We start from the raw sequence: 25918 nt of genomic DNA, 5'->3' as shown, positions 1-25918 counted from the left end.
AATCGCCCCGCCCAGATTCGAACTGGGGTCACGAAGCCAAAACTTCGCATGATGGTCCTCTACACTACGGGGCTTATTATTGTTCTTCTGGTGTCCAAAATACTTCTATGGCCTCAACAGGGCAAACTACTTCGCAAGCACGACATTCAAAACAAAGATGAGAATCAGTCACCTGAATAATCCTAGAATTACTAGAAGAGGATTTTTTTATTTTAAGAATCTCTGCAGGACAACTCCGAATGCACTTTAAACATAGTGTGCAGAGATCTTGATTAATAACTATATTCGGAATAGAGACACCTCTTATTTGGTAAGGAGAGATCTTAATTCGATTAAAACTTTGTCTATATCATTATTTGCTTTCCGAAGCTGTTTATCATAATTTAGCTTTAGCTTCGCATAAGCTTCTTTACCTATCCTTCCTTGGGTTTTCTTTTTCTCAAGTGAATCAATGTTTAGAAGGATAGCTTCACGATTTGCTTCTGCTACCTCGATTGATCGCATTGAAACACGATATTTAGTTCCTTCATCAGAGAGCTTACTTGATACATTTACTAATGCTCGATCCATTCTTTGTTGACGATTCAGTAATATTGTCCGTGTTTGCTCGAATTCTCTTGCACTAATATTTTTAGATTTTCTTTTTTTATCAAGGCGGATGATTTGCTCTCTTAAAGCAGTTTTTTCTTCATATGATTTCACAAATTCTCTAATTAGATCTAGAGGTATTTCCTCAATAACGATTCCTCTAGGTCGCAACCCAAATGAGAGATTCCGAGCTAAGGCATAAATTATACCTAAAGATAAGAAGAAGAAGGATATTGAAAGAGGAACTTTGAAAAATACAAATGGATCCAATCCAAAATCAATATTAATAATTTTATTGCTCAATGGGGTTATATCAGTAAAATTAATTTGTACTCCTGGTTTATTAAATATTCCAAATCCGATTCCAAGTTCACGTTTTTGGATAGATTTATTTAATGTGGCTTGACGTAATGTAGCTGTTTCAATTGTTTCAACGAATTTTTGCCTGCTATATGAAGACCCATGAGGAACAAAGATGTTTAGTTCAAATTCCCTTACAGTCCAATTAAAGTTCATGGAAAGAGGAATAGATAATCTAACTTTCCCTCCTCCACGATCTTTTACTAGCTCCGAGACGGGTTCACGATATGAAAGATAAAGATGATATTCAGCATCCTGTTCAATTTCAATTCGAGGATACACTTCAAGGGATTTCTTTTGAAGAACTGAATCAAAAACAACGGAGGGAGTGAGGTTTCCATAATTGTCATGCATCCCTATTTTACCAGCATACCTAGGAAGATAGAATCCAATAGTATTAAATGTTGGTCCACCGAGATTAGTAGATAAAACTGGTCCAGATTTCAATCCAATATTTTTAATTAAAATTTCATGTTTTGTATATACATATCCCCATTCTGACATCTCAATTGTCGTCTTTAGTTGAGAAAATTCAATTTTAGTTTCTGCAAATTGATAATAATCAAAGCTTAGATATAAAGAGAGATTTTGGGCCAAAGATGGAGAAAATGCTGGGATAAAACTTTTATTTTCTAAAGCTACCATGTCATAATTATAATCAGAGCTATTCAAGATCGTACGATTTATTCCCGTAATTTCTGTGATATTATTAAAGACAATTCCTTGGGTTGATTGTATTGAAGAACCTGTATAATTCGATTTTCTAGGCAAAATGGTCTCATTTTTAATTTTGACTTCTATTTCTGTCCCTACCTTCCAATCAATATCATATTTTGTTATTGGTATTGAAATTAAGGGAATAAAACTCATATTAAAATGATAAGGATAAGCAGTTTCTGCCAATTGATTATTCTTATCAAATGAGACTGCATTTAAGTGATCCATGACAATAACTAAAATTGTGTTTTCTCCTGTATCAATATCAGGAAATTTAATTGTGATAGTACATGAGTCATTTCCTAGAAAACTCTGCCACTCAGTTTGTTGTTCCTCGGTGTCATTAGAAGAGAAAATTTTGATAAACTTGCTATCATCATATTCATGTATTGGTAAAGTCAAATTTATGGCATTAATTATATTTGAATCATTGTTAAATATCCGAAGCTCAGTTCTAGAGGTTGTATAGCCATATTCGTTAGCTCGAATTACTCGACTAACATTTATTGTGTGACTAGTTGAGTCAAAATTCCTAACATCAAAAAAATGAAGATCTTCCAGATTAAATTCATTAGTCTTCATTTGTATGCGTGGTTGAGTAGATTCATCCACCTGAAGATTAATATTGCTATTTAGTGCAATTATCATCGATAAAATTATAAATATTATGAACAAACGATTAAACTGGGATCCTAGCAATTTTTTCATATAATTATGCACCTTAGAATCTGTCTTTGAATATGAACGGAATATAAGTGTTTTATGAAATGTGCTTAATCAGATTTTCTTTCCGAATAGGCCGAATCTTACTATTTTGGACTCGTTTTGATAGATATAATATAGTTTATCTTTTCTTACATAATTCTTCTTCATGGCTTTAAGGGGTATTTAACAACCTAAATTGATAAACTAGGGCAATTGATGATGATAAGCTCTATTTGAAATTTTGTATATCAATAAAATTTATCTAGTTTAATAAAATTTGTTTAACTGGAGGAAAATAGTCAATTGTATCGAGAATCAGCTATTTTACTTTATTAGAGGGAGATTTTTTAGCATTTAGTTATCTGCTTTCTTAGAAATTAAATGTTACAAAAGAAAAAGAATAAATTCCTTTCTTAATTCCGATAGCCATGAAGGTAAACCAACGAAACACATCATTTTACCCTAGTGAAATATTATATTGGATTACCTAAGTTTACCAAATCATTCATATGTTTGAAAGAAAATTTGGTTTATATTTGAGGATAAAATTATGACATCTCGATTTCTTCAGGCTGTTCGCCCATTTATGTCAATCACTCCAGAGGTTATAAAGCCAACTCGTGAAGTTCATTTCAATGAAAAATTAGTTTGGACCTTTGCTGCCTTAGTCATTTATTTTGTTATGGCATCTACCCCAATAATTGGTGCTGATCTTGGAGAGGCAGATCCTTTCGCCTTTATGAGAACTATTACTGCATCAACTCAAGGTTCCTTAGCTGAACTTGGAATAGGGCCTATAGTAACTGCAGGATTAATTATGCAAATTCTTGTTGGTTCAAAAATCATTAATGTGAACATGGGTGATCCAGAAGAACGTTCATTATATACTGGTGCCCAAAAAGTCATGTCAGTGTTGATGACAATCATTGAAGCTTCTGCATTTCTTATTGGTGGAACATACGGATCTAATTTAACCCTCCCAGACCAACTTGCTATTATTGGGCAATTATTAACAGCAGGCATCATTATAATTCTTCTTGATGAAATGGTTCAGAAAGGATGGGGACTTGGTTCAGGAATTTCCCTCTTCATTGCTGGAGGAGTGGGATTACAGATTTTTACAGGTCTTTTCTCTGTTCAAGTCCTTTATGAAGGCCCTCAGAATGTTCTTTCAAATCGAGGTATTTTAATGGCGTTTCTTGCTTGGTTAACAACTGAGGGTCCACTAGTTGCAATTGGGACATTATTCTTCAGATATAATCCTAACACATCATATAATTTAAATCTCCCCTCCTTGTCAATCCTCTCATTAATAGCTACAATAGTTGTATTCATTATAGTTATCTATTTTGAATCAATGAGAGTCGAAATTCCCATTTCTTATTCACAGTACAAAGGGATGAGATCTACCTATCCAATCAAACTCCTATACGTCTCAAATATCCCTGTAATTCTGACTTCCGCAGTCTTTGCAGACATTTATTTTATTGCTCAAATGGTGTGGAATGCAGCAGGACGAGAAGCAGCTTCAAACAATTTATTGGCTCAAATATTAGGTCTTTTTGAAGTTGATGCAGCTTCAGAACAATTTGTCCCAAAAAGCGGATTGGTTTATTTTTTAACACCACCACGGTCACTAGTAGGAGATTTAGGAGTTTTAGACCCCTCTAATCCTGCAGGTTCAATAGTAAGAGCATTTGTTTATGCAATAATATTGATAATACTCTCTATAGTATTTTCAGTCATGTGGCTTGAGACTGCAGGTATGGGGCCCCGTGATGTAGCATCACAATTTTTACAATCGGGAATGCAAATGCCAGGATGGCGTCGAAATAAAAAAATTGTAGAAAGAAGATTAGAAATGTATATTCCAACCATAGCAGTTATAGGAGGATTATTTATAGGAACATTAGCTGCTTTTGCAGACTTTTTAGGTGCAATTGGTTCAGGAATGGGAATTCTGCTTTCAGTGAGTATTATGCGACAATATTTCGAATTAATAAGTAAAGAACGTGTTGCAGAAATGAATCCTGCATTACGGGGATTCTTAGGGATTTCATAATAAATCCTTTTTTCTATTCCACAATTGTTCTTTTCTTTATTTTCTAAAGTTAATATAACAGAAATTATCTTTTAACTGAAGGATTTCAGTTTCTAATAGCTATTTTCAGAATTATTAGTCCAATCAAGCTAATTGAGAATAAAAAACTAAGCCCCCCAAAAAATTTAAGAGAATCTAGGATATTACCAATTAATGTAAACCCAATTAGCGATATCAAGAGATTTACAGTATTATAAACCGATTCTTGAGAACTCCGATATTTTGGGGATGTAATTTGATAATAAACTTCCCAATAAAACCCAGTAGCTAATCCTGAAATTATTACTTTTATCAAGAATAATATAATATATCCTAAAACCTTTACAATGGTTGGAATTTCTAATAATAGCAAGATTATATAGAAACACCAGATAACGGGGTAGTTAAGAAAATAAAATTTTATCAAACTTTCAACTGATGATTTAGAAAACTGGGATATGTGACCTGAAAATCGACAAGCGATTGCATAAATAAGATCTGATGATGCTAATGTAATTGAAGCAAGGAGAGTAGCAATATCAGCAAAATTATAGATTGGTCTCCCAACTATTTTAAAACCAAAAATTTCGTCATATAATAAAGCAATAAAAATAATGGTATTAAATGATGTGGAAGTAAAACCAATCAAAGAAAAACTGAGAAAATATGGAATAACATGAAAATATCTCTGTTTTAATGATAAGGATTTACTGTGTGCTACGAAATGAGTATTAGAATTGTTTTTTAATTTTGGGCTTTGCTTTACATCGTCTCGTTCTAATTGTGGATTTTTTATGAATTTAAAGCCTAAAATAATACCTAAAATAGATATTAGGGCCTGAAAAAAGAAGATAAATTCTGGTGTGATGTTTTTTTCTTGGAGAAGTAGACCTCCCAGTAATATTGCGCCACTCACAATCAAAGTTTTGGTAAAGTTAAGTGATCCCATTATAGAACGAAATATTGATTTATCTTCATTTGGGGAAAAATATTCCCAAGAGTTCATGAACCAAGAAATATATGATCCTGACAATAAAGCAGAGTAGATTCCTACAATAACCTCTAAAATAAGAAACTCCAAAGGTGTTACTGCAAATATTATTCCTATATAATATGATGCTAAACAAAAAAGAGCACTACAGAAAGCTAACCGTTGGCCAAATTTATCTGTTAAAATTCCAAGAGGAATATCAAATCCAGCACCTATAAGCATACCAATAGACACAATTATTCCAAATAAGGAATATGAACCAAGTTTATTAATATAATAGAGGGATATCCAAGCATAAGAAAGATATATTCCAGAGACTGTTGCCTGTAAACTAATATATTTAATGCTTAATAACTGAAGTTCTTTAGGAAAATTATTTAATCCTAAAAACTTGTTAAAGAAAGCCATAATAAACCTCATTATGAAGAATGGGGAGACTTCAAGGAATAAGCTAAACTGGAGATTAAACTAAAATTCACGATTGGAAATTGTTGAGAATTAATCTCGCCTCCTGAAAGGATAATGAGGTATGGAGTGGTTCCAAGGTGATTTTTAAATTTTGAGACATATTGATCAAATCTGTCTCCAATTATCATTGCTCTATTTGCACAATCGAAAAAGAGGCCAAATTTTATTGGGGAGGCATTAAGTGTTTCTAAAGTTAGATCTAATGTCTCTTCGATCGTAATTGCACTCTGACATGTCAAATAAGCTCTTAACTTTTCTGAATTTTTAGTCTTAAGCTTTTTCGCTAATTGATTTGGAGCAGTTAATAGTCCGTGCTTTAAATTGGGATTTATAGCTAATCCATATAGATTTATATCTTTATTTTCATCTAAAATACATAAAGGACGATGAGGGAGATAATAAAAGTACCGTTGAGTGATTTCTTCAAGGATTTCAGGAGTCTGTTCCATATCATACAATTTTAATAGAGCATTAGCTCCCCATTCTCCATTGATCCTTGGAATGAATCCTCCATCTAAGTAACTATCAATTTCAAGTTCCTTATTCCGTAATGGGGTTGCTCCAGAGTCTGTATGGCTCACAAATTCTAATTCAGATGAACTGAGTGAAACGAAAGCCAAAGAATCCTTATAAGCTTGATAATCATAGAATTGATATGATTTATTCATCGTTAATGCATCAGTCCCAAAACTCCCTGTAAAATGAATGTTTCTAGAAAATAACGAGGTAAATAATGGCCATGCACATGAATAAGATATTCCAATACCTAAAAGATCCATAAGAAAACTTGTAATCTTTCCTGAAAATGAAGAGAAGATCGGAAAATTCTTCCAAATTCTGTTGTTCATAATAAAAAATGGATTAAATCCCTCTATTCGATGATTCAATAAATTAACCATAAATTTAGGAAAACCCAACCCAGGAGGAAAAAAAAGAAAAGAAGTGTTTAGATGTTTATTTGTTTTTATGATCATATCACAAAGTGATAAGGCTTTTCGTGATTTCAATCTATTAAAAATTCTAAATCTTTTAATAACATGAGTTTGTGCAACAATATCTGATAACATCATAATTGCTGCACCTTTTAATCCATAATCATGATGATGAGCAATACCAACTCCCGAGCATCCAACCATGGGAACTTCAGGATAGTTCTTTTGTATTATTGACATAGCTCTATCATAGGTTTTACTTCCCCCTTTGTGAGACCCAGTAAAATATAAAATTATAGTAGGATCTTCATTAAGTTCAGCAGAGGCTTTTTTTAAGGCTTTAGAGGTTGAATAATTTAAATCATGATTAATATTAAGACCAACAGATCCTTTCAAAACTTATCCTCCAATTTGTTTTTTAGTATCAATAATCAATCCAATCCTTTTGGCACTACGACTCATCTCTATTTCCATTAATCCTGTATTAGCCTTTGATTGTAGAACTATAACCAGAATACTAGATCGACCTGCCAAATAAAAGTAAACAGGTACTCTTATACTCTCTGTTATCATTTTATTATATTTAATTGATCTTGAACCACTTTGAAGCTCTTCCATTGTTTTAGAAATTATACTTTTAACCCAGCTACTTATAATCAATAGATTTGGGGAGAATTTTTCAGGGTGTCGAGTCTTTAAAACCTGTCCATCTAAACGAAAAAGTAATATTGCAATCACATCTTCATATTCAGACAAATATGAAAGTTCTAAATCAAGAAAATTAAAAACTGATCTATTAAAAACAGTTTTTTCTGAAAATTTATTGGCTAGCGTCATTTATTTTCAAACCTACGTTCAATTCAAAACTAATTGGTTGAGGAGTTTCAGAATGTGCGGAACCTCTAAATTTTCTAATCCTTAGTGTCCTGTTATATAATCCCCCAAGTCCAATATGTTCAAGCTCAATGATTGAATCTGCTAGGAATAATGGTACCCGTGCAAGTGTTTCTCCAAAGCCCTTTTCAATTGTAATTACTGATGTACCAATTTTTCTTAAAGAAGTGAAAATTCTGTTAATTGCGTTTCTTTGTTGATTTACATCAGGAATTTCAAGTAAAAGAGGAGTTAAAGGATCGATTGCTACCCGAATCCCACCTGAATAATGAGCTGATGTTTCCCGTATTACCTCTAAATATTTAGGTAATTCAGACATAAAAAATCTTAATCCGATCTCTCCAGAGGTAAGATTGGAATCTTCACTGAAAGCAACTTGAAATTGAAGAGTACCTCGTTTATATTTATCCTCAAAAGATGATAAACCGATTTCACGACAGTCTCTTAGCACTGAATCCAAATTTTGTTCTAAAGTCACATATAGTGCGGGAGAATTAAAGTCTTGAGAACAATATTGCCAACAAAAGGTTGACTTCCCACATCCAGGATCTGCAATAATAACATTCACTGAGTTTTCGCGGAAACCACCATATACTAACGTGTCAAAACCTGGTACACCACTTTGGATGCGATTGGAGTTTTGAACTTTCATTTTGTTAAATAATTTTTGCAAAAAGTTACACCTCATGACATAATTGGGATTTTAAGAATTTAAATGGGGAATTAGGGTTGTTAAAAAAATTTAGTTTGATTAACCGATTAACTGAAGGTAAATTATTTTTGAAAAAACTAATCAAAATTAAAGAATCTTTAAAATAGCTTTTAAAGGTCTTAATACGTTTATGTTTTTTAATAAACTCTAATGAAATAATTTTACTTTTTTTAAGTGAAAATGTGTCTATTTTTGTTTCGATGAGAAAAAATGGAAACACAAAATTAATGAAATAAACCCATTTTGACAACAAATAAAGGATGAATAAGTCGATTATTATCCTTGAATGAAGCATAATTATTAATTTTTGACTTAATCCGAGAAAAAATAAGCTTGCAATAAAAATCCTTGAAAGTACTGTATTAAAAATCCCTATTTTTTCTAAAATAAGAAAATCAAGTGATCTGCTTCTTTCGATTGGTTTCATCCTAAATAATTCCACCAATCGAAAATATTCCTTTACTAAATATAATCTCACTAAAATCTTTAATCTTTGAACAACTTGGGACCTTATAAAAAGAACTTGTAAAATTCTACTGATGATAAATGAAGATTAATAAAAAACTGCTCAATCGATTATCATTCCTTAATAAAAGGATGAAAACTGACAAAAGAGGGTCTCCTCTAGTTGAAGAAGGGATATTAATCGGATTAGGTTTATTCGGGTTCCTCTTAATATTATCCATTGTTACTGGGGTTCTTGATTGGCTTTTACTTAATGCTGATAAATTATTATCTGAATTAACTTCATTATTTCCTTAAAGTATGGAAAATTAAATCCTAAAATCAAAAAAAATAACCAGAGACTTCCTTTCTTCAAATTAATCTTAATTCTGTCTAATTTTTAATCCCAGATAATTAGTTTATGGACCGAGTGGGATTTGAACCCACGACCTCCTGGATGCAAACCAGGCGCTACTACCAAGCTGAGCTATCGGCCCAAAGATTCAATTCCAGAACAAAAACCTTTTCTTTTTAAATATGTTTCAATCTTCTTCTAAAGGTGGTTCCTTCCAGATTCTTAGCGGTCTTTGCTTAGATTGAAACCGAATTTGTTCAAGATAACGATAAACCGTACTATGTCTTGAACCTTGAATAAGTTGTAGAATCGCCTCTTTAGCATAATTGATTTCCTCTAAGTTACCAATTAATGCAACTTGATTTCCAAAGACAGAAACATGCGTATCGGTACTAGATTCTATAATATTACGCGTTTTTCCTTTTTCTCCTATTATCCGAGATTTAATTCTTTTAATATTATTTTTGGTCCCTTCTAAGTCAATTGTTTCTAAAAAAATATCATCATCAAGGAGATAAAGAGCTTTTTCTGCACTAAAACCCTTACCGATTGCTTTTACAATATCTCGGGCTTTTAAAACAAGCGTAGGATCTGTAGTATCAGGGGTTGATTTAATTATTACTGAACCATCATCACTATTTACTAAAATACTTACCTGAGTAATAGATTCTATATCAGACTTTGTTTCTCCTTTTTTACCTATTAAAACCCCAATTCGTGATTTAGGAATTCGGATATGGCTATCAATTACCATTTTTTGCGCCTCTGATCAAGTAATTTCTATATCAGGAAAGTCACGGGTTAATGACTCAAAAACTTCATTCTCCAATGGAACTGGAATACCTTTTGAAGAAAATGCATATAAGATATTTTCGATATCTCTTTGAAGGAATTCTAAAGCCCTTGGATGTGATGTTAGAACACTTTGACTCATATCAATAAAATAAGGTTTATCATGATGAATGATAATATTATAGGCAGAAAGGTCAGCATGGATAAGATTAGCGTTCAATACAAGCCTTTCCATTTGTACGAGTATTAATTCTAACATCTCTTTTGTAAATGCCTTGGGATAATCTTTCAATAGGGGTGAGGGAGTTCCATCCTCTCCCAAAAGTTCCATGAGGAGCATATTATTTCTTACCAGGATTGGTTTTGGTACATTAATATTAGCTTGAACACATCTTAAAAGATTCTTATATTCTTTATCAGCCCAAAGATTGATAATTTTTCTAATATTTTTACTCTTTTTATGAAATCTAACATCTCCAGAAACATAGTCAATAATTCTCTTAAAATTCAGTGTACTAGTTCTAAAGATTTTAATTACAATTGGTGAGGATACTCCAGATTCTTTTACCATTTCAGTGCCTTTTGAACCTAATAACGCTAAAAAAACTCCAGACTCTTTTCCAGAAGCTATAGTACCAGTTATTTGATCGATTATACGCAATGATTGAAGTTTTTTAATCTGTTTTGCTGTATTTAAATCAATGACAGCACTCACAGTTTCATAATCTTCTTTTTTTTTTCTCTTCTTTCTCCATCGATCTTCTTTATCTTCTAATTTTTCCCATATTCTTTTGTCGTTTATTTTCATCTCGATGGGACACCGGTTTATAAATGATAGGTTTGCCATAATTTCTAGAGGTAATTCTAGGTTGAATTAATCCACAATTTGGACATTCTAATAAATTTTGCCTTTTATATTCTATTTCTTGACCACAATGATTACAAAATGCTATTATAACACCTAAACCAGATCCTACTAGACCAACAGATAATGGAGTTGATGTTCGAATAATTTTTACTGCTAGCCAATCACCTGGTCTAGCAACTTCATACATATTCCTAACATAATGTTTTGACGCCTCAGAAACATGAAGAATCGCATTTACAGGTAGAGGTATATTTATATTGTTAACATAATGCAAGTTAAGGGAAGCAACTTGTTTTTTAACAAATTCTACACGACCAATCCCAATATCTCCTACATTTATTTGTAAGTACCTTTTCTTAGGTACAATGGAAATTTTATGTTTCTTACGATCCGTAACAATATTCCCGAGTAGAGATGAAAAAATTTCTCCTTCTTCTTCAAAACAAGTTTCATCAGGTAAAAATTCTTCTATAATTGCAATTTTTTCCCCTGGTACAACTATTTCATTATGACTTTGATAATCATCTTTTTTACTCATTTCCTTTCCCAAATAGCCATTCTAAAGGTTCATTATTAACTCTAACCACTATGATCAATAGATAAAAATTTGATTTAATTTCATAATGGAATGCAGTATTAAGTCTATCTAAAATTGTTTTGATTAAAATAATTAAAATCATACATTTGTCTTTAAAATCCTGAATATATCAATTCTAACGATATGTTTCTCTTTATGGTGAAATATCATACTTGGAAGTAAAGAGAATTCAACAGTTGACACAATCGACACATCCATATTGTTATTCCCTCCCATCTGAAAGATTCTCTTTCTAGTTCTAAAATTTGATTTATGAATTGAAATTATTGTACTAGCAAATGTCATTGCTTTTATTAAGAATATAAAATCTATTTTTCTTCTTTTTGTCCCGAATGGAGGATTCATAATACATGTTTGGAATTTTTTACTCCAATTAAATGCTTCTAAGAATTCAATTGATGTGACCAATGAGTCAACTTCGAGTTTTTCTTTATGTGCAACTTGTAACATATGTTTAACACTTATTTCGTCAATATCTACACCTAAGACTTTTTTTGTTATATATTTCCTTAAAGGAAGGGTAAATCTTCCAGTTCCACATCCTAAATCTACAATTGATTTATTCTCTAAATATTTCCATTGAGAAATAAATATAAAAGCGATAAGATCACTTGGAAGACTATATTGCTCTAGAATTACTTTTGGGTATTGAAATTCTTGAATAGTTGATATAAAATTAGATATCTGTTCAAGTTTCCTTTGCTTTTCTACGGTCCATCTTAATTCTTGCGAAGATAGAATTTTAAAATTTTTATTAACCAAGTTCAACTCCACTTATCTATCCTCACGTATGAGTTGAAAATCCTAAATGCAAAAAGGATTAAGAAAATTAACGCATTTTCTTCTCTCTTTTTCCAGAGAGCATTGCATCGAGACTAACTCCATTGATGTGAACAACACGATATCTAACACCAGGAAGGTCTCCAATGGCTCCACCTTTAGCCCCTCCAATGCCTTCAATAGAAACTTCATCATGTTCATCAATATATAGCAGACCTCCATCGCCAGGTATGAATGCTGTAACCTGTTTCCCATTTTTAATTAATTGAACACGAATGCATTTCCTGATTGCGGAGTTAGGTTGTTTTGATTCAATACCTACTTTTTCAATCACAATACCCCTTGCTTGAGGGGCTCCCTCGAGGGGGTCATATTTTTCTTTAAGACGAAGAATTTTTCGTTTATATGCAGTACTCTTCCAACGGAATTTCTTTCTTTTGCGAACTAACTTACTTGCAGCAAATTCTCCTCGGGGGGATTTAAGTCCTGTCATTTTTATGCACCTACATCTATATTTCGACTAATTATTAATTTTACAATAAATTCTATTAGTAATTTTAGGAACTAACATTAATTACTATTTTTTACTTGAGTTTTATGAAGGATTGTATTTTTTATATAACTGGGCAGTTTATCATGTTGCCTCGCGAAGCTCTACATGATCAATTCCAAAATGCCTTTTCAGGAGTAATCGAGAACGGTGAATATTTCTACCGTTTTTTCCAATAGCTTTTCCCTTTTCCTTAGAAACAACAGTTACAACGACAACTTTTTCACCAGCTCTCTTTAAAATTTCTACACTTTTAGTTTTGGCTGGTGCTAAAGTGTTTGAAACAAAATCTTCAAGTTTATTAGAATATTCTACAATATCAATTTGTTTTTGGAAATATTCTCTTAAACGTCTTATTGTGGTACCTCCGCGTCCTATTACTTTTCCAGTGTCGTGTCTTTTCACTACGAAAATCACACGACTCCCTTCTTTATCCCAAATACAATCTACAGCTAAAGCTCCAGTGAAACCTTCAAGTTTAGATATAAATTGAAGCTCTTCTTGGGACATTCGAATATTTGACACTAGTAAACATCCCAATTATATATAATCCATTATTTTAGAGTTTCCTGCATCTAAAATGATAATGGAGGATACTTTATGTGGTCTTCCACATATTGCACCGAGATCAGTTCCTGATTTTTCATACTCAATAATCGGAATTTTAGCCATTTTACAACCTTTGATTAACTGTGTTCGTACTTCAAGTGGAACATTATTTGATAGAATAGCTGCTTTAGCTTTTCCAGTTGAAACTTGTCGTAAAACAGATTCAAATCCAAGTTTGACTTTCCCAGTACTAACTGCCATACTTATTGCTTTTTCCAAGTCTGGTTTCATTTTATTCATCCTCTTTAACTTTTACCTTTTGTTTGTAGCCAGGCCACATAATCAAATCAACTGTTCCTGTTCCAAGGGGTATAATCTGACCGATAATTACATTTTCAGTGATTCCTTTCAGCTTATCTTTTTCTCCACGAGCTGCTGAATTTAGAAGGTGTTTAACTGTCACCTCAAATGAAGCACGAGCTAAAACACTTTCTTTTTCTCCACTTATTCCATGTCTTCCAATCTGACGTAAATTTCCATCTTGAGTCATTATATCAGCTACTAACATGATATGACGAATGTCTACATCTAATCCTTGTTCTTGAAGAACAGCGGTTGCTTCATCAATAATTGCTTGTCTAGTAGCTTCAATTCCAAGAGTGTCTCTGATTTCCTGAATATGGTTTGTTTTGATACGAGTGGGATCCACACCTGGTATACTCAAGACATCAGGTAGATTACTCCCAGCTGTAAATAAAACCCATTCATCAACTTCTTGATCCTTAGACATTATTACTCGTGTAATTCCCTTTACCCCCTTTAATTTAAGATCCCTAATTTTTTCATTTAGTTTGTAAATATCATCTATTGTCAGATCTTTTGAATCAACAATTATCTCTTCGCCTTCAAGATTAACTTCTCCTTTTTTCAGCTTTGAGAGTTTGTTAACTATTAATTCAGCGGTGACACCTTTGTCTTTCATTAATGTTTCGTTCAAAGTAATCTTTATCTGCATAAGAGCGAGGTCAACAGTGATATCATCACTAACCGATTCAACTGTTGATAATTCAATCATTCGCTGAACTTCCTGAGCTTTTTCTTTCTCTTTGGAATAAGGATCCTCAAGATATACTGTCATATAAGGAGAAGCAGGATTTTTACGAGCATCCAAAATCTCTATCAGTCTCGGAAGTCCCAAAGTAACATTTAATTCTGCTACACCAGCATAATGAAAAGTTTTTAAGGTCATCTGGGTTCCAGGTTCACCTATTGATTGAGCTGCAACAGTTCCAATTGCTTCACCAGGTTCAACAAGTGACCGTAAATAAGCGTCCTCTACAGAGGTTAGTATCTTTTCAGCTGTCCGCTTATCGAGTTTAGGAATTTCAGATAATTTGAGCACTAAATTTTCCCTTATACTCATCGGAAAACGGCTTTCATGCGCATTAACAAGGTCATTTATTTGCTTTTTAGTTAAACTTGCCAAAACAACCACCTATTACTTCTCCTCTGAGGATAAAACTTCCTCAATAATAGCATCAATATCAACAGGTCTTCCATGGTAAGATTTCATAGGATCTACTCCATCTTCCCCATATTTTAGTTGAACAACATCTCCCTCCGTTGTTCGAACGATTATATCGTAATTTACATGGAGGTCTTGTAAAGCATTTACTAACCTTCTTTGTAGATATCCACTTGTTGAAGTTCGAACTGCTGTGTCTACTAATCCTTCGCGACCTCCCTGAGCATGGAAGAAGAATTCGGTAGGAGAAAGGCCGGAACGATAATTTGAACGGACAAATCCACGAGCAATAGGTCCAATATCATTCTTTTCAAAGTGTGGTAACGCTCTTTTACGGTATCCTCTCAAAATTCTTTCTCCACGAATAGATTGCTGTCCAACACATGCAGCCATCTGAGCGATATTTAATTGAGTACCTTTAGCTCCAGTTGATGCCATAACAACAGCTGTATTCGAGATTCCCATGTAATCATTGGCTATACTTCCGGCACCATCTCTTGCTTTTGCTAGGACACTCATAATTCGCATTTCTAGCGTTTCTTCAAGTGATTTACCTGGGAGAGGTTCTAATTCTCCTTTACGATATGATCCAATCATTTCATGAGCAGAATTCTCTTTTTCTTCAATTAGGGCACGTATTCTCCGCTTTCCTTCTTCGGGAATATTTACATTTGAGTACCCTAAGCTAAATCCTTCGTGAGACAAGAATTCTAGTAGCATTTGAGTAAGGGAATCTAAGAATTCACGTGCACGATCGCTTCCATGATCTTTAACTACAACATGTAATACACTTTCTGATTCATCTGCTCCAATAGCTCGTCGATCAATAACCCCAGATAATAATTGTCCACCTCTGATATACACATAACTATCAAACTCGCAAAGTTCTCCCTTACAAACATCATGCTTACGACATGTTCTAGATTTTGAGGTTACATTGACATCTGGTGGTAACAATAAACTAAAAACTTGTTTTCCAGTCCAAAGTTCTTTAGGATGTTGTACCGCAGGTAAAGGAAGTTCTCTTTCATAATTTCCCGCTAATAGAAGCTGCCATACATCCTCTTTAGTAATTAATGTTTTCTTACGTGTTAAAAGAAATGCTGCTGAGACATAATCATGTAAAGCACCAATTATAGGACCACCATACCTAGGAGAAAGAATTTGTTCCTGAACTCTCATTAAAACTCTAGTTTCTGCCCGTGCTTCTTCACTCTGAGGGACATGAAGATTCATCTCATCTCCATCAAAATCAGCGTTATAGGGGGTACATACACATAGATGAAGTCTAAAGGTTTTATAGGGCATAACTCGTACTTCATGAGCCATTATTGACATTCGATGTAATGAAGGTTGTCGATTAAATAACACCATATCTCCATCCCTTAAATGTCGTTCAACAATAAATCCTTGATCAATCATTTCAGCGGTATTATTAAGATCACCAACAAATCTGAGATCTATTCTTTTTCCATCTGGTCTAATGATATAATTTGAACCTGTTTTAGATACCCCAGTTTTTTCATCAATCTCAGGATTTGGACCATTCATAACTAACTCTTTCATCTCTTCAATATTCCATTCTGTTACTCTCTCTGGAACAGTAAGGATCTTAGCTATTTGTTCAGGCACACCAACTTCATTGATAGAGATATTAGGATCTGGAGAGACAACTGTTCGTGCTGAAAAATCTACACGTTTACCTGATAGATTTCCTCTGAAACGCCCTTCTTTTCCACGAAGGCGTTGTGTAAGAGTTCTCAATGCTCTTCCCGACCGATGTCTGGCAGGGGGAATGCCTGCTACCTCATTATCCATGAAAGTAGTGACATGATATTGTAAAAGTTCCCATAGATCTTCTACTATTAATTGTGGAGCTCCTGCTTCAATATTTTCTCTCAGTCTTTGATTTATGCGAATAATATCTACTAATTTATGAGTGAGATCGTCTTCACTTCTCACACCAGATTCTAAAGTAATTGATGCACGTACTGATACAGGAGGAACTGGAAGGACAGAAAGTATCATCCATTCAGGTCGAGAATGCTGTGCATCTATACCAAGAAGATAAAGATCTTGGGTTGCAATTCCTTCAAACCTTTTTTGAATTTCTGTGGGGGTAATTCTTACCGAGCCTTCGGGTGTCTCCTCATAAAAGCTTGTTGGTTTCTCATACTTGATTTTATACTGAGTTTGCTCACAATGTGGACACTCTGACCTTTTTCTAGCCTCTTTAACAACATCTTTATATAAATCAGAGACAAGCTTTAGGTCTTCTTCTTGTTCTGCTTTTTCAATCGCGTGATGGTATCTTCTGATTGTTAGAGGATCAAGAAGAATTCTTGAACACGCACGACATGAGGTTCGAAGAAGCTTATAGATAATTGACTTTGCATAACCGACATGGATTACAGGTCTGGCAAGCTCAATCATGCCAAAATGTCCAGGACATTCTCCCACTTGATTTCCACAGGTTTTACAACGTTGACCAGGCTCAATTGTACCTAATCTACGATCTATTAATCCACCCTCAATAGGGGTTCCATCTTCGTTATAGGTATCAGCAGTTATAATTTTAGTAACAGCCATTTTCCGAATTTCGTCTGGTGAAAGAATTCCAAATTGAATTTGATTAATTTTTTTCAGCTCTGGTGTCCACATAAGGTATTCTCCCAGCTATTATTACGCTTAATACAAATCAAAGTAATCTTGAAGGGTTAATATCATTTTAAATAGAAAATTGGTCGCGAAATAAGAGAAGTGCTTAGTTAAAGCGAACCACAATTTTGCTTATGTATCTTCATACCAAATTTCTCTCAATTGAGAAATTTTGAAATACCATATTTTCAATATTTTTAAACCAAAGCATTAATTTAACCTTTAAATAGCCTTTAAACTCATTCTTGGAGATCATTTGAACTAAATATATACATGATACTAACCAGAATCGGATTGATAATATATAATGACAGAATTTCTATAGATAGGAGTAAATTAGGCTTTTTGAAGAATAGAGACTAGCTACGACACGATATAACACTTTGGTTGATATTAAAAATTCTTAAGCTACCTTTCCATGGCTTTTATTAATTATATTGAACTGTCAAGAAGAACTAAATATTTAATCCTAAAATTCAAAGCATTCCTTTTTATATAAAGTCTCTGAGGTTAAAAATGTGAGATCTGGTTAATTGTAAATAAGAATAAACCGATAAATAAACAATATTTTCCCAATTTACTTCCAGTTGGAGGATAAATTATTGCACCTAATGCAATTAAAAATGCACCAAATGGAATAGAAGTTATTATCTCAACTATTGAATTAATAATTTGGATTATTATTTCATCTAATATTTCTACCACAACCAAATAGGCATTTTTGGAAATTTGAACCCAATAGGAAGAAGAACACATAAAAGACAGATAATACTTTTCTTTAGACTTTTCTTACGTTTTAAATCTGCTTCTATTAAAAATAATCCTAAATTCCCAATAAAAACTATTAATGATAAAGCAGCAAAGGTAAATAATAAGTAAGAGGTAATATACGAAGTAATTGGGACAATATCAGATAAATATTCGTTTTCTGACTGTTTATTATTCATTTGATATGTAAAAATATTCATTATCAGGATTAACACGATTAATGAACGAGCTATGATCCTTTTCCCATTTTCCTCATTATAATCAACTAAATATGTAATCCCTCCCAAAATTAAAGCAATATTTGAAGTCGCAAATGCTAGGATGATTAAAATCGGTAATATGAACTCTAAACTTGAAATAATATAAGATGAGAAGTTTCCTAGTGTCTGTTCAATTGTAAAAGGGATATAGGGACTTAAACCACTCATTTTGATTTCCATTTATACAAATTCATGCGATTTAATCTACCTGCTACTATCTAAATTTAATCACCTAAATTTTAGGAGGAGGTAATCATTGTATAGTGATACTTTTGAGAGTAAGTGGATCATCAAACATCTGTTTTAAAAAGTTAATAGTAAAAATGTCAGAAGAATTACACTCTTGTGCAAAAAAAGAGTTAATTACTTCATCTTCAATCACATTTACTTGTCCTTTGTTATTTAATTCTGCAATCTTTAATACAAATCTTCTTTTTTTGTTTTTATTCCAAGTTACAGCTAGTTCAACAAAAACATGAGGGATTGAAGTTTTAAGAAGACTTAAAGGTATATGATATATGTCATTAAGCCGAATAAACAAGAGCTGAGAATTGGAACCATGAATTGTTTGAATAGAAGGTATTCCTACTGAAAGAATATTTAAAAAGGCATTATAATGATCTTCCGTAGATAACTCGCCTAGATTGATAAAGTCTGGACTTCGGTGCAAGATTTTTTGGATTTCAAGCGATTTTGTGATCAATTGAGTAGAATAAGGATCATAACCTAATCTGAATTTAATTGTTTTTCCAATACGGGTGCTAGATGCCTCTAAAACATCTTCAATTGAGATGAGCCTATAATGAGAAGGAATAAATTCTATTAATGCGTTCTGAAGCGTTGTTTTCCCCGAGTTAGGAGGGCCTATGATTGTGATCGTAACACGATTTTTTATAAAAAAAGCCAACAACAGGGCTTGATTCCTTGTTAAACTGTTATTTTCTATTAAATCTTTCAGCCTAAGGGATTTATTACGAAACTTTCTTATGTCAATATAATAATCTCCTATTATTAATGGTGGTATATCTACTGTTACTCGTGTATGGAAAAGAGACGAAATAAAATCTGCTTTCATGGTAGGATTGGCATGATTCAATGAAAAATCATTTTCTAATGCTATTCTATAAATAAAAGATTCAATTTCGCTTTTTTTTAACTTAATCGATGTGGAACATCTTCCATACTTTGAATGATCAATATAGAGATTATTATCACTTGAATCTAAATAAATTTCATCTATTTGATTGTCTAAAAGTAAAGGAGCTAATTTTTCAAGTTGGAGAACTTTAAAAAAAATTGGGATAAACAATTTGTAGGGTATCTTCATTTTATTTTTCAAAATTTCTTTATTTAGAATTTGGAATAAATTTCCTAATGAATAGAATTCATTTTTTTCCTTTAAAAAGGAAATTAAATATTCTTTTAATATGGATTCGTACTCAATAAAGTTTTTGAGAGATTCAAACGTTTTTTGATCATAATCAACAGAATATTCAATATTTTGATTTAAATTATCGAATAAAATATTAATTATATAATTGTAATTAGAATACGATTCAATTAATTGGTGTTGCTTCTTTTGTAGACTATTTAACAGGACAGAGTAAGTCAATTTCTAAACCTTTTATGAATAGTATAATTTATCGTGAATTGAGTGAATCTTTTAACATTTGGTCAAAAACTAGATCTAATTTTTTGGGTAGGTGTATATTTCTATTCAAATCATTCTTTTCAGCTATTTCGAAACAATATTTCCTCCTTACAATTCCCTCCCCATCAATATATAGGGTTAAGACATGACCATTATTTGTATGTGAGATTGCCTTAGTGATTAATGCATGATTTGATCGAGCATAATCTAATTCACCTTTACTAAGAAAAATGGTTTCTTTCTCACCACAAAGAGGGCAACTTGTTTGAATCATTGACTTTTGAGCTTGAATAGACACCACAACAATAACCTATCTTCTTTATAATTTCTAGAATAAAAACTCCTAAATTTTTAAGATAAAAACAAACTAGGGAATTTATAAAGAAGAATATAGGTCTTTAAAGATTGATGAATATTACATATGAAATATTCCAAGGTCAAAATTTTAAATAAACCTTTTCCATTCATAAAATACCGCTTTTTGGGAGACTATAACTTTTTTTATGAGATGGAATTTCATAAATATTTTCAATCACGATTTAAACTTCATTTAAAGCATCTAAGAGTAATTCAGGCTTTATTTATCCTAACAGGTTTTGGATTAATATCTATCCAAGCTTTTGTTTCGTTGAAACAATTTTTTCTACTAATTTGTATCGAATGTGTTTTAGTCTTCTTATTCATAAAATCATTATATTATATCATTCACATTCAATTCCAAAATTATAAGATAAACACACAAATAACAGGATTTTTTGTTCTTAACGAGCTATCAATTATTCTAGAGACAACCAAATCCTTAAAAGATGCAACTAAATTCATAATTGCGGGAAGTTATCCTCTTTATTCTCTTATCTTTGAAGAAGCCTTAATAAAGTCACATCTAGGAAATCCGTTAAAAAAAACTTTATTAGAAGAAATAAACAAAAAATTGTCTGGAGAGGTCAGAACATATTTTTTAAACATCATTCAGACTTGGGAAAGAAGCGAAAGAATTATAGAAATATCACGAAGTAATTTAATAAATAAGATAGAAGAGCAAATAGTAAAAGAAATGGAAGAATTAAATACATGGTCCTCTCTTTCTTCTGGTCTGACTTTTTTAAGCCCCCCGGTAGTCTTATGTTTTTTATTGTTATCTAACACATTTTCCCTTCTTTCAGGGCTTATTTTATTTTTATTCCTGATAATTTCGTCTGTTTTCATACACCCTGATAGACATGTCTCAATTTTATCATTAAAAAACCATCTATTATATTCAGAGGATAACTTAGGGTTTGATTTCCTAATTCTTCTTTCAGAAAATCTATCAAAAGGAAATTCTTTTTACCGAAGCTTGTATAATTCTATTAATACTTATATAGAAAGTAATGTGACACTTTCCTCAAAAAAGAGACAAGAAATCCTAAAATTAAGAGTTTATACAAAAGATATATCTGAAAAAGGGATTGAAAAATTCCAATCTATTTTTCCTAAACGAATTGTAAAACTTATATCACTCTCAGCAAAATTTTCTCTTCTTGATAGCAAAATTGCTGGAGAAAGATTATTTTTTCTGTGTTCAGAATTACGAAAACCTATTGATCTTATAATTCAAGGGAGAATGCGGCTTAAAGCCTCAAGCTTCCAAGAAAAGGTAATTCAATTACTTTCTCTTCTAGTTCTAGGATTTATATCTGGAGCAGCTCCTTTTTTTCTTTTTATTTCTTCATTTCTAAGTAAGCAACTTCATGAAACAGAATTAATTATTCAAAATGCTTTATATGACTTTTTATTCATTGGATATGGCCTTTTCATGAGTTTTATCCCATATAACATTCAAAATCTTGAATATTCTAAAATCTTAACAGCTATTCCAAGTAAAGTTTTATTAATGGGATTAAAATTCATTTTATTTCTTGGGATTTTTCTATTTACTCGAATCTTCTACCTAAATCTAATTTAAGGGATTTTAGTAATTAATTACATATTCAACCAATCCACTTTTGATTAATCTTTGGGAGGTTTTATTGATTATAAAACATTCATAAGGTGAAAATTATTACAATGAAGTTTTCACTATGATTCAATTTTTAATCCCCAAAAAAAACTCGCGAATTTTTTCACTCTTGATAATGGTTTTGACATTCTCAATTATTTTTACTCATCACGAACCATTGAATTTTTTAAATTCACCTGATATATCGTTGGAATTTCCTTTCGACCAACAATTTGAGAATGAAAACACCTTAATTTCGTCTGCTCACGAAATTAATTCTCAATTATCCTCATTTGATGAAAATTCATCTATTAAATATAATATAGAGAAGATGGAAGAGAGTATAGTTGATGCATCACAAACATTAAACTTTTTTACACCTAATGAATCTCAATTTCATTTTCAATCAAATATTAGAAATATTTCTTTTGAGATAAATTCCTATCCAAATTTAACTGGTTCACATTGGGCAAACAGCCCTAATATTGGTGATGGTGATGTAAATATTACCAAATTTACTTCTTCTGAGGAGTCATTCTACCGTCTAAATTTTTCTGACACAGGAGAATCCATTATTTATGGTACGGTCAACGAATTATTCAATTCTATATCAATTCCATCAATTTTTAATCATTCAACAATTGTTCAATTCTCTTTTAGAATACCTTATCTATCATCGGAATTAACAAACTCATTACATAGACTAGAATTGGAATTAAATTTCATTAACCGTTCTCTTATATTTGTACTTTCAAATTATGGTTGGAATTATGGAGCTGAAGTAGAAGAAAATATAGTAAAAGGAACAAATGCTCTTTATATAATGTGTAATCAATCAGAATCTATAGAATGGTATCACTTTTCTATCAACATTACAAGATTAATTCAGACATATTTTAATCCTGAAGAATTCAGTTTATTCTCACATATTGAATCCTTATATTGTAATATGCTTTCTATGGTTCCAAGGTATGAATTATTATTAGATTTCAAACAAATTATTTTTAATACACAATTAGAACCATTATTTCCATTAAATTATACAATTGGGAGCTATGATACATTTTCTTTTGATGGAACTTTATTTTATAATACAACGATTGGAAACGTCTCCATTTCAATTGAAGAACAATCTTCATGGGAAAAAAATCTACGAACGATTTTAAATATTAAAGTTAAGAGAATTTTCATTTATAATTCTATCATAGAATTATCTAATTGGAATTCAACCCATTTAGAACTTTTAATGAAGATAGAGAATCAAATTCTTCTCAGTAATTATCAAAGTTTTTTTGTAATTATAATACCTTCTGATTGGAATAATCTAATTTTAAATGTCAACTCCTCATCATTCAAGAGAATGAGAAATTACTCTTCTTTGAATACTTATTTAACGTTAGATTTAGTGAGATTTAATATTACTGGTTTTAATCCAACCTTATTCTCTGCAATTTCCCCAAATTATCTAGAGAATATCTCTGTTCAAACCGAAATCATACACGGAGAAGTATTTAAAGTGAGGGGAGAACTTAAATATCCTTTGCAAGGAAATATTAATTTATTTCTTGAGACTAATCAATTTATTTATTATCAAAGCACATTAGTGATGATTAATTGTACATTTATCTTTCCAGAAATTATAATTTCTGATCAATTTCCTACTGGTCTTGTAAATCTAACTTTAAATTGGACCAATACTTTTGAATATGGTTTTTTCAATCAGATAATTTTGGTTCATGATTTTCCAAATCCTGAATCAGATTATATTTCCCTTGACTCTTCTCATGCTTTAATAATTAACCAGTTTAATCAATTTATATTAAATGTCTCTTTATTCAGAGATGAAATTCCTTTTATATCAAATAAAACTCAAGTTTTTTTGTTAAAAGAAACTGAGAGCTATTTTTTCTTTAAAATAATCGATAATAACTATAAACTCCATATAGAACATATAACATGGGAACCAGGTCTCTATCAACTTGATATTTATGCTATAGAAGTTTCTGGGTTTTTTACCCAGCATTCTATAAATATCACAGTAATAGAGTCAGAAATTCTCTGGAATTTTGAATATTTAAATCCTATCTATCAAATTTCCAGTAATTTAACTTTTTTACTATATACATATTTTTTCCCAAGGGGAAGCGAATCCTATTACCCAATTAATGACTTTAAAATTGAACTATGGATTGATGAAACTCTTTTGGGCATTTATTTTTCAGATCAATTTGGACTAATACTTGTGAATGTTTATCCTGTTATTCAAAGTAATATATCTGAATTTAATCTTTTTATAATTGGATCACTCAATGGAAAAATAGAGAAAATTGACTCCTTATCCTTTATTGTCCAAAATACGAGCATTATTGAGGGTTTTTCTCAAGTTGTCGTTAAAGAAGTTTCAAGAACTCCCATCGAACCAAATAAATCTTTTTTTGTACATTACGAAGTTGAATATTTAACTGATGCTTCAAATTGGTATTATTTTATAGGAACTCAAAGTAATAACGTTCTTTCATCTTTTATTATCAGAGATTCATTTGTAATAAATACAGAAATTGTCAATCAAAGCATTGTTTGGAACCAACAAGCAAATCCAACTTTTAAAGATTTTTTAATAATTGAGTATCCTGGTCCTAGAATTTATACTACAATTGAATTAGATAAACCCATTTTTAAATTTAAAATTGATATCAAATCAAATATATCCATTAGTAATTTTTCAATAAGTTTAAATCTTCAATTCCTTGAATTTCCCTTCTCAAATTTGTCACTTTTGGATTCGCTTTCTCGAGATGTTACTAGTTCATTCCCATTGGAAATTGATGGCCCCATTATCTTTATTAGATCCCTAAATATACTTGAAGGTAAATCAATAATTCTTACTCTTTTAGGTCAATATGAAACTCCCGAAATTATAAATTTCTATCCATTTTTAGAAAATTATTCCTATAATGAGAGTATGATAGGAGGGTGGAAATTCAATTGTTATTCAAATTTTACATATAAGATATATTATGTCATAGATGCAATTAAACGAGAGAATATAAATTCTACTCATTCTAAATTCGAAAATGGAACTGTTATTATCATAACAACATTACCTCGACTTTCTTGGAATAATACAGTATATGTTTATCTTTGTCTTTATTTTTCTGATTATTTTATAATACAAAGTATAGAACAAAAAATTGTTATTAATGACCCTTATCCTCCAGAGCTTACAGTGTCTTTTGAATCTTCTGAAACAGATGTTATTATTCATAGTTTTATTTTTGAACCTGAAAGAGCTTCAGGAATCAGAAATATAATTTTTAACACTGAAAAACGATTGATTGAAAATATCTCAAAACCTGATTACTATTTACAATTCATATTTCCAAGATCAGACCTTAAAACAGAACAATATCAAATAGTTGTTTTTGATTTTGCTAATAATAATATTTCGCTAAAATTTGATTTAACAAGGTTTTTTTTAGAAAATTTACCTGGATTTTTTGAAAATCCTGTTTTTTTCTCAATATTTTACTCTTTAATATTTTCAACTGGAATTGTGCTATTGAGGATATACCGAAAGCATAAAACTACAATTTTATGAGATGAAATATTGTGAATAAGAGAATTCTATTCCCAATTCTAGTAACTAATTTTTTCTTATTATTTTTTATTATTTACACTATAAATTTTTTTGATAT

The 25918-nt window shown here is 31.4% G+C and carries 23 protein-coding genes and 2 tRNA genes; 4 read left to right on the top strand and 21 right to left on the bottom strand.

Translation table 11 applies throughout. The features are described from left to right. Positions 1–2 precede the first annotated feature (2 nt). The 3 genes from ACWVCY_RS14345 to ACWVCY_RS14335 form a co-directional block, all read right to left on the bottom strand. Positions 3–74, bottom strand: a tRNA-OTHER gene (locus ACWVCY_RS14345). A gap of 2 nt (positions 75–76) precedes the next feature. Further along, complete coding sequence (locus tag ACWVCY_RS14340; protein WP_455143722.1) at positions 77–277, bottom strand: 4Fe-4S binding protein; 201 nt, start codon at positions 275–277, stop codon at positions 77–79. A 26-nt stretch (positions 278–303) separates the two neighbouring features. Continuing rightward, positions 304–2373, bottom strand: a complete 2070-nt coding sequence (locus tag ACWVCY_RS14335) for a hypothetical protein (protein WP_455143707.1) — start codon at positions 2371–2373, stop codon at positions 304–306. 547 nt (positions 2374–2920) lie between these two features. Between ACWVCY_RS14335 and secY the strand changes: the two genes are divergently transcribed. After that, a complete protein-coding gene (gene secY / locus ACWVCY_RS14330) occupies positions 2921–4432 on the top strand; it encodes a preprotein translocase subunit SecY (protein WP_455143705.1) in 1512 nt (503 codons plus the stop codon). A gap of 85 nt (positions 4433–4517) precedes the next feature. Here the strand turns inward: secY and ACWVCY_RS14325 are convergent, their stop codons facing one another. From ACWVCY_RS14325 to ACWVCY_RS14310, 4 genes are read right to left on the bottom strand one after another with little or no spacing between them, the layout of a single operon-like run. After that, positions 4518–5849 (bottom strand): MFS transporter, encoded by a 1332-nt coding sequence (locus tag ACWVCY_RS14325; RefSeq protein ID WP_455143703.1) that lies wholly within the window; start codon positions 5847–5849, stop codon positions 4518–4520. An 11-nt stretch (positions 5850–5860) separates the two neighbouring features. Then, entirely contained in the window at positions 5861–7237 is a 1377-nt protein-coding gene (locus ACWVCY_RS14320; protein ID WP_455143701.1) for an FIST N-terminal domain-containing protein, read from the bottom strand. Between the two features lie 3 nt (positions 7238–7240). Continuing rightward, positions 7241–7678 carry a hypothetical protein gene (locus tag ACWVCY_RS14315; RefSeq protein ID WP_455143699.1) on the bottom strand — a complete coding sequence of 146 codons (438 nt, stop codon included), beginning with the start codon at positions 7676–7678 and terminating at the stop codon, positions 7241–7243. Next, the gene (locus tag ACWVCY_RS14310; protein ID WP_455143697.1) at positions 7662–8408 is read right to left on the bottom strand and encodes an RAD55 family ATPase; all 747 of its coding nucleotides are present in this window, start codon (positions 8406–8408) and stop codon (positions 7662–7664) included. The genes ACWVCY_RS14315 and ACWVCY_RS14310 overlap by 17 nt, the downstream gene beginning before the upstream one ends. Positions 8409–8993: 585 nt before the next feature. On the opposite strand from ACWVCY_RS14310, the gene ACWVCY_RS14305 reads away from it, so the two are divergent. Further along, complete coding sequence (locus ACWVCY_RS14305; protein WP_455143695.1) at positions 8994–9209, top strand: hypothetical protein; 216 nt, start codon at positions 8994–8996, stop codon at positions 9207–9209. Positions 9210–9313: 104 nt separating this feature from the next. On the opposite strand, the gene ACWVCY_RS14300 is transcribed toward ACWVCY_RS14305, so the two are convergent. The 14 genes from ACWVCY_RS14300 to ACWVCY_RS14235 form a co-directional block, all read right to left on the bottom strand. Then, positions 9314–9388: transfer RNA gene (locus ACWVCY_RS14300), tRNA-Ala, on the bottom strand. A gap of 45 nt (positions 9389–9433) precedes the next feature. Beyond that, positions 9434–10000 (bottom strand): KH domain-containing protein, encoded by a 567-nt coding sequence (locus ACWVCY_RS14295; protein WP_455143693.1) that lies wholly within the window; start codon positions 9998–10000, stop codon positions 9434–9436. A 15-nt stretch (positions 10001–10015) separates the two neighbouring features. Continuing rightward, positions 10016–10846: a serine protein kinase RIO gene (locus ACWVCY_RS14290; RefSeq protein WP_455143691.1), complete on the bottom strand. Its 831-nt coding sequence runs from the start codon at positions 10844–10846 to the stop codon at positions 10016–10018. Beyond that, entirely contained in the window at positions 10803–11444 is a 642-nt protein-coding gene (locus tag ACWVCY_RS14285) for an exosome complex RNA-binding protein Csl4 (protein WP_455143689.1), read from the bottom strand. The genes ACWVCY_RS14290 and ACWVCY_RS14285 overlap by 44 nt, the downstream gene beginning before the upstream one ends. 138 nt (positions 11445–11582) lie before the next feature. Further along, entirely contained in the window at positions 11583–12266 is a 684-nt protein-coding gene (locus ACWVCY_RS14280) for an METTL5 family protein (RefSeq protein WP_455143687.1), read from the bottom strand. 67 nt (positions 12267–12333) lie between these two features. Then, positions 12334–12777, bottom strand: coding sequence for a 30S ribosomal protein S12 (locus ACWVCY_RS14275; protein ID WP_455143685.1), 444 nt, complete (start codon positions 12775–12777; stop codon positions 12334–12336). A gap of 141 nt (positions 12778–12918) precedes the next feature. Then, entirely contained in the window at positions 12919–13359 is a 441-nt protein-coding gene (locus ACWVCY_RS14270; RefSeq protein ID WP_455143683.1) for a NusA-like transcription termination signal-binding factor, read from the bottom strand. A 15-nt stretch (positions 13360–13374) separates the two neighbouring features. Further along, complete coding sequence (locus ACWVCY_RS14265) at positions 13375–13674, bottom strand: 50S ribosomal protein L30e (protein ID WP_455143681.1); 300 nt, start codon at positions 13672–13674, stop codon at positions 13375–13377. 1 nt (position 13675) lies between these two features. Next, positions 13676–14806, bottom strand: coding sequence for a DNA-directed RNA polymerase subunit A'' (gene rpoA2 / locus ACWVCY_RS14260; protein ID WP_455143720.1), 1131 nt, complete (start codon positions 14804–14806; stop codon positions 13676–13678). Positions 14807–14881: 75 nt separating this feature from the next. Next, positions 14882–17569, bottom strand: a complete 2688-nt coding sequence (locus ACWVCY_RS14255) for a DNA-directed RNA polymerase subunit A' (RefSeq protein WP_455143679.1) — start codon at positions 17567–17569, stop codon at positions 14882–14884. Positions 17570–18076: 507 nt separating this feature from the next. Further along, complete coding sequence (locus tag ACWVCY_RS14250; RefSeq protein ID WP_455143678.1) at positions 18077–18271, bottom strand: hypothetical protein; 195 nt, start codon at positions 18269–18271, stop codon at positions 18077–18079. Beyond that, positions 18265–18762 (bottom strand): hypothetical protein, encoded by a 498-nt coding sequence (locus tag ACWVCY_RS14245; RefSeq protein ID WP_455143676.1) that lies wholly within the window; start codon positions 18760–18762, stop codon positions 18265–18267. The genes ACWVCY_RS14250 and ACWVCY_RS14245 overlap by 7 nt, the downstream gene beginning before the upstream one ends. An 85-nt stretch (positions 18763–18847) precedes the next feature. Continuing rightward, the gene (locus ACWVCY_RS14240; RefSeq protein ID WP_455143674.1) at positions 18848–19921 is read right to left on the bottom strand and encodes an ATPase, T2SS/T4P/T4SS family; all 1074 of its coding nucleotides are present in this window, start codon (positions 19919–19921) and stop codon (positions 18848–18850) included. 313 nt (positions 19922–20234) lie between these two features. Beyond that, a complete protein-coding gene (locus ACWVCY_RS14235; protein ID WP_455143672.1) occupies positions 20235–20546 on the bottom strand; it encodes a hypothetical protein in 312 nt (103 codons plus the stop codon). Positions 20547–20666: 120 nt separating this feature from the next. Between ACWVCY_RS14235 and ACWVCY_RS14230 the strand changes: the two genes are divergently transcribed. Together ACWVCY_RS14230 and ACWVCY_RS14225 are read left to right on the top strand one after the other, a co-directional pair. Then, positions 20667–22190 carry a hypothetical protein gene (locus tag ACWVCY_RS14230; RefSeq protein ID WP_455143670.1) on the top strand — a complete coding sequence of 508 codons (1524 nt, stop codon included), beginning with the start codon at positions 20667–20669 and terminating at the stop codon, positions 22188–22190. Between the two features lie 175 nt (positions 22191–22365). Then, positions 22366–25821 carry a hypothetical protein gene (locus ACWVCY_RS14225; RefSeq protein WP_455143668.1) on the top strand — a complete coding sequence of 1152 codons (3456 nt, stop codon included), beginning with the start codon at positions 22366–22368 and terminating at the stop codon, positions 25819–25821. The last annotated feature ends 97 nt before the right edge of the window (positions 25822–25918 follow it).

It is taken from the genome of Candidatus Hodarchaeum mangrovi, assembly GCF_975850365.1.
The sequence above is the reverse complement of the archived record's forward strand: the minus strand, read 5'-3'. Positions and strand labels throughout refer to the sequence as shown.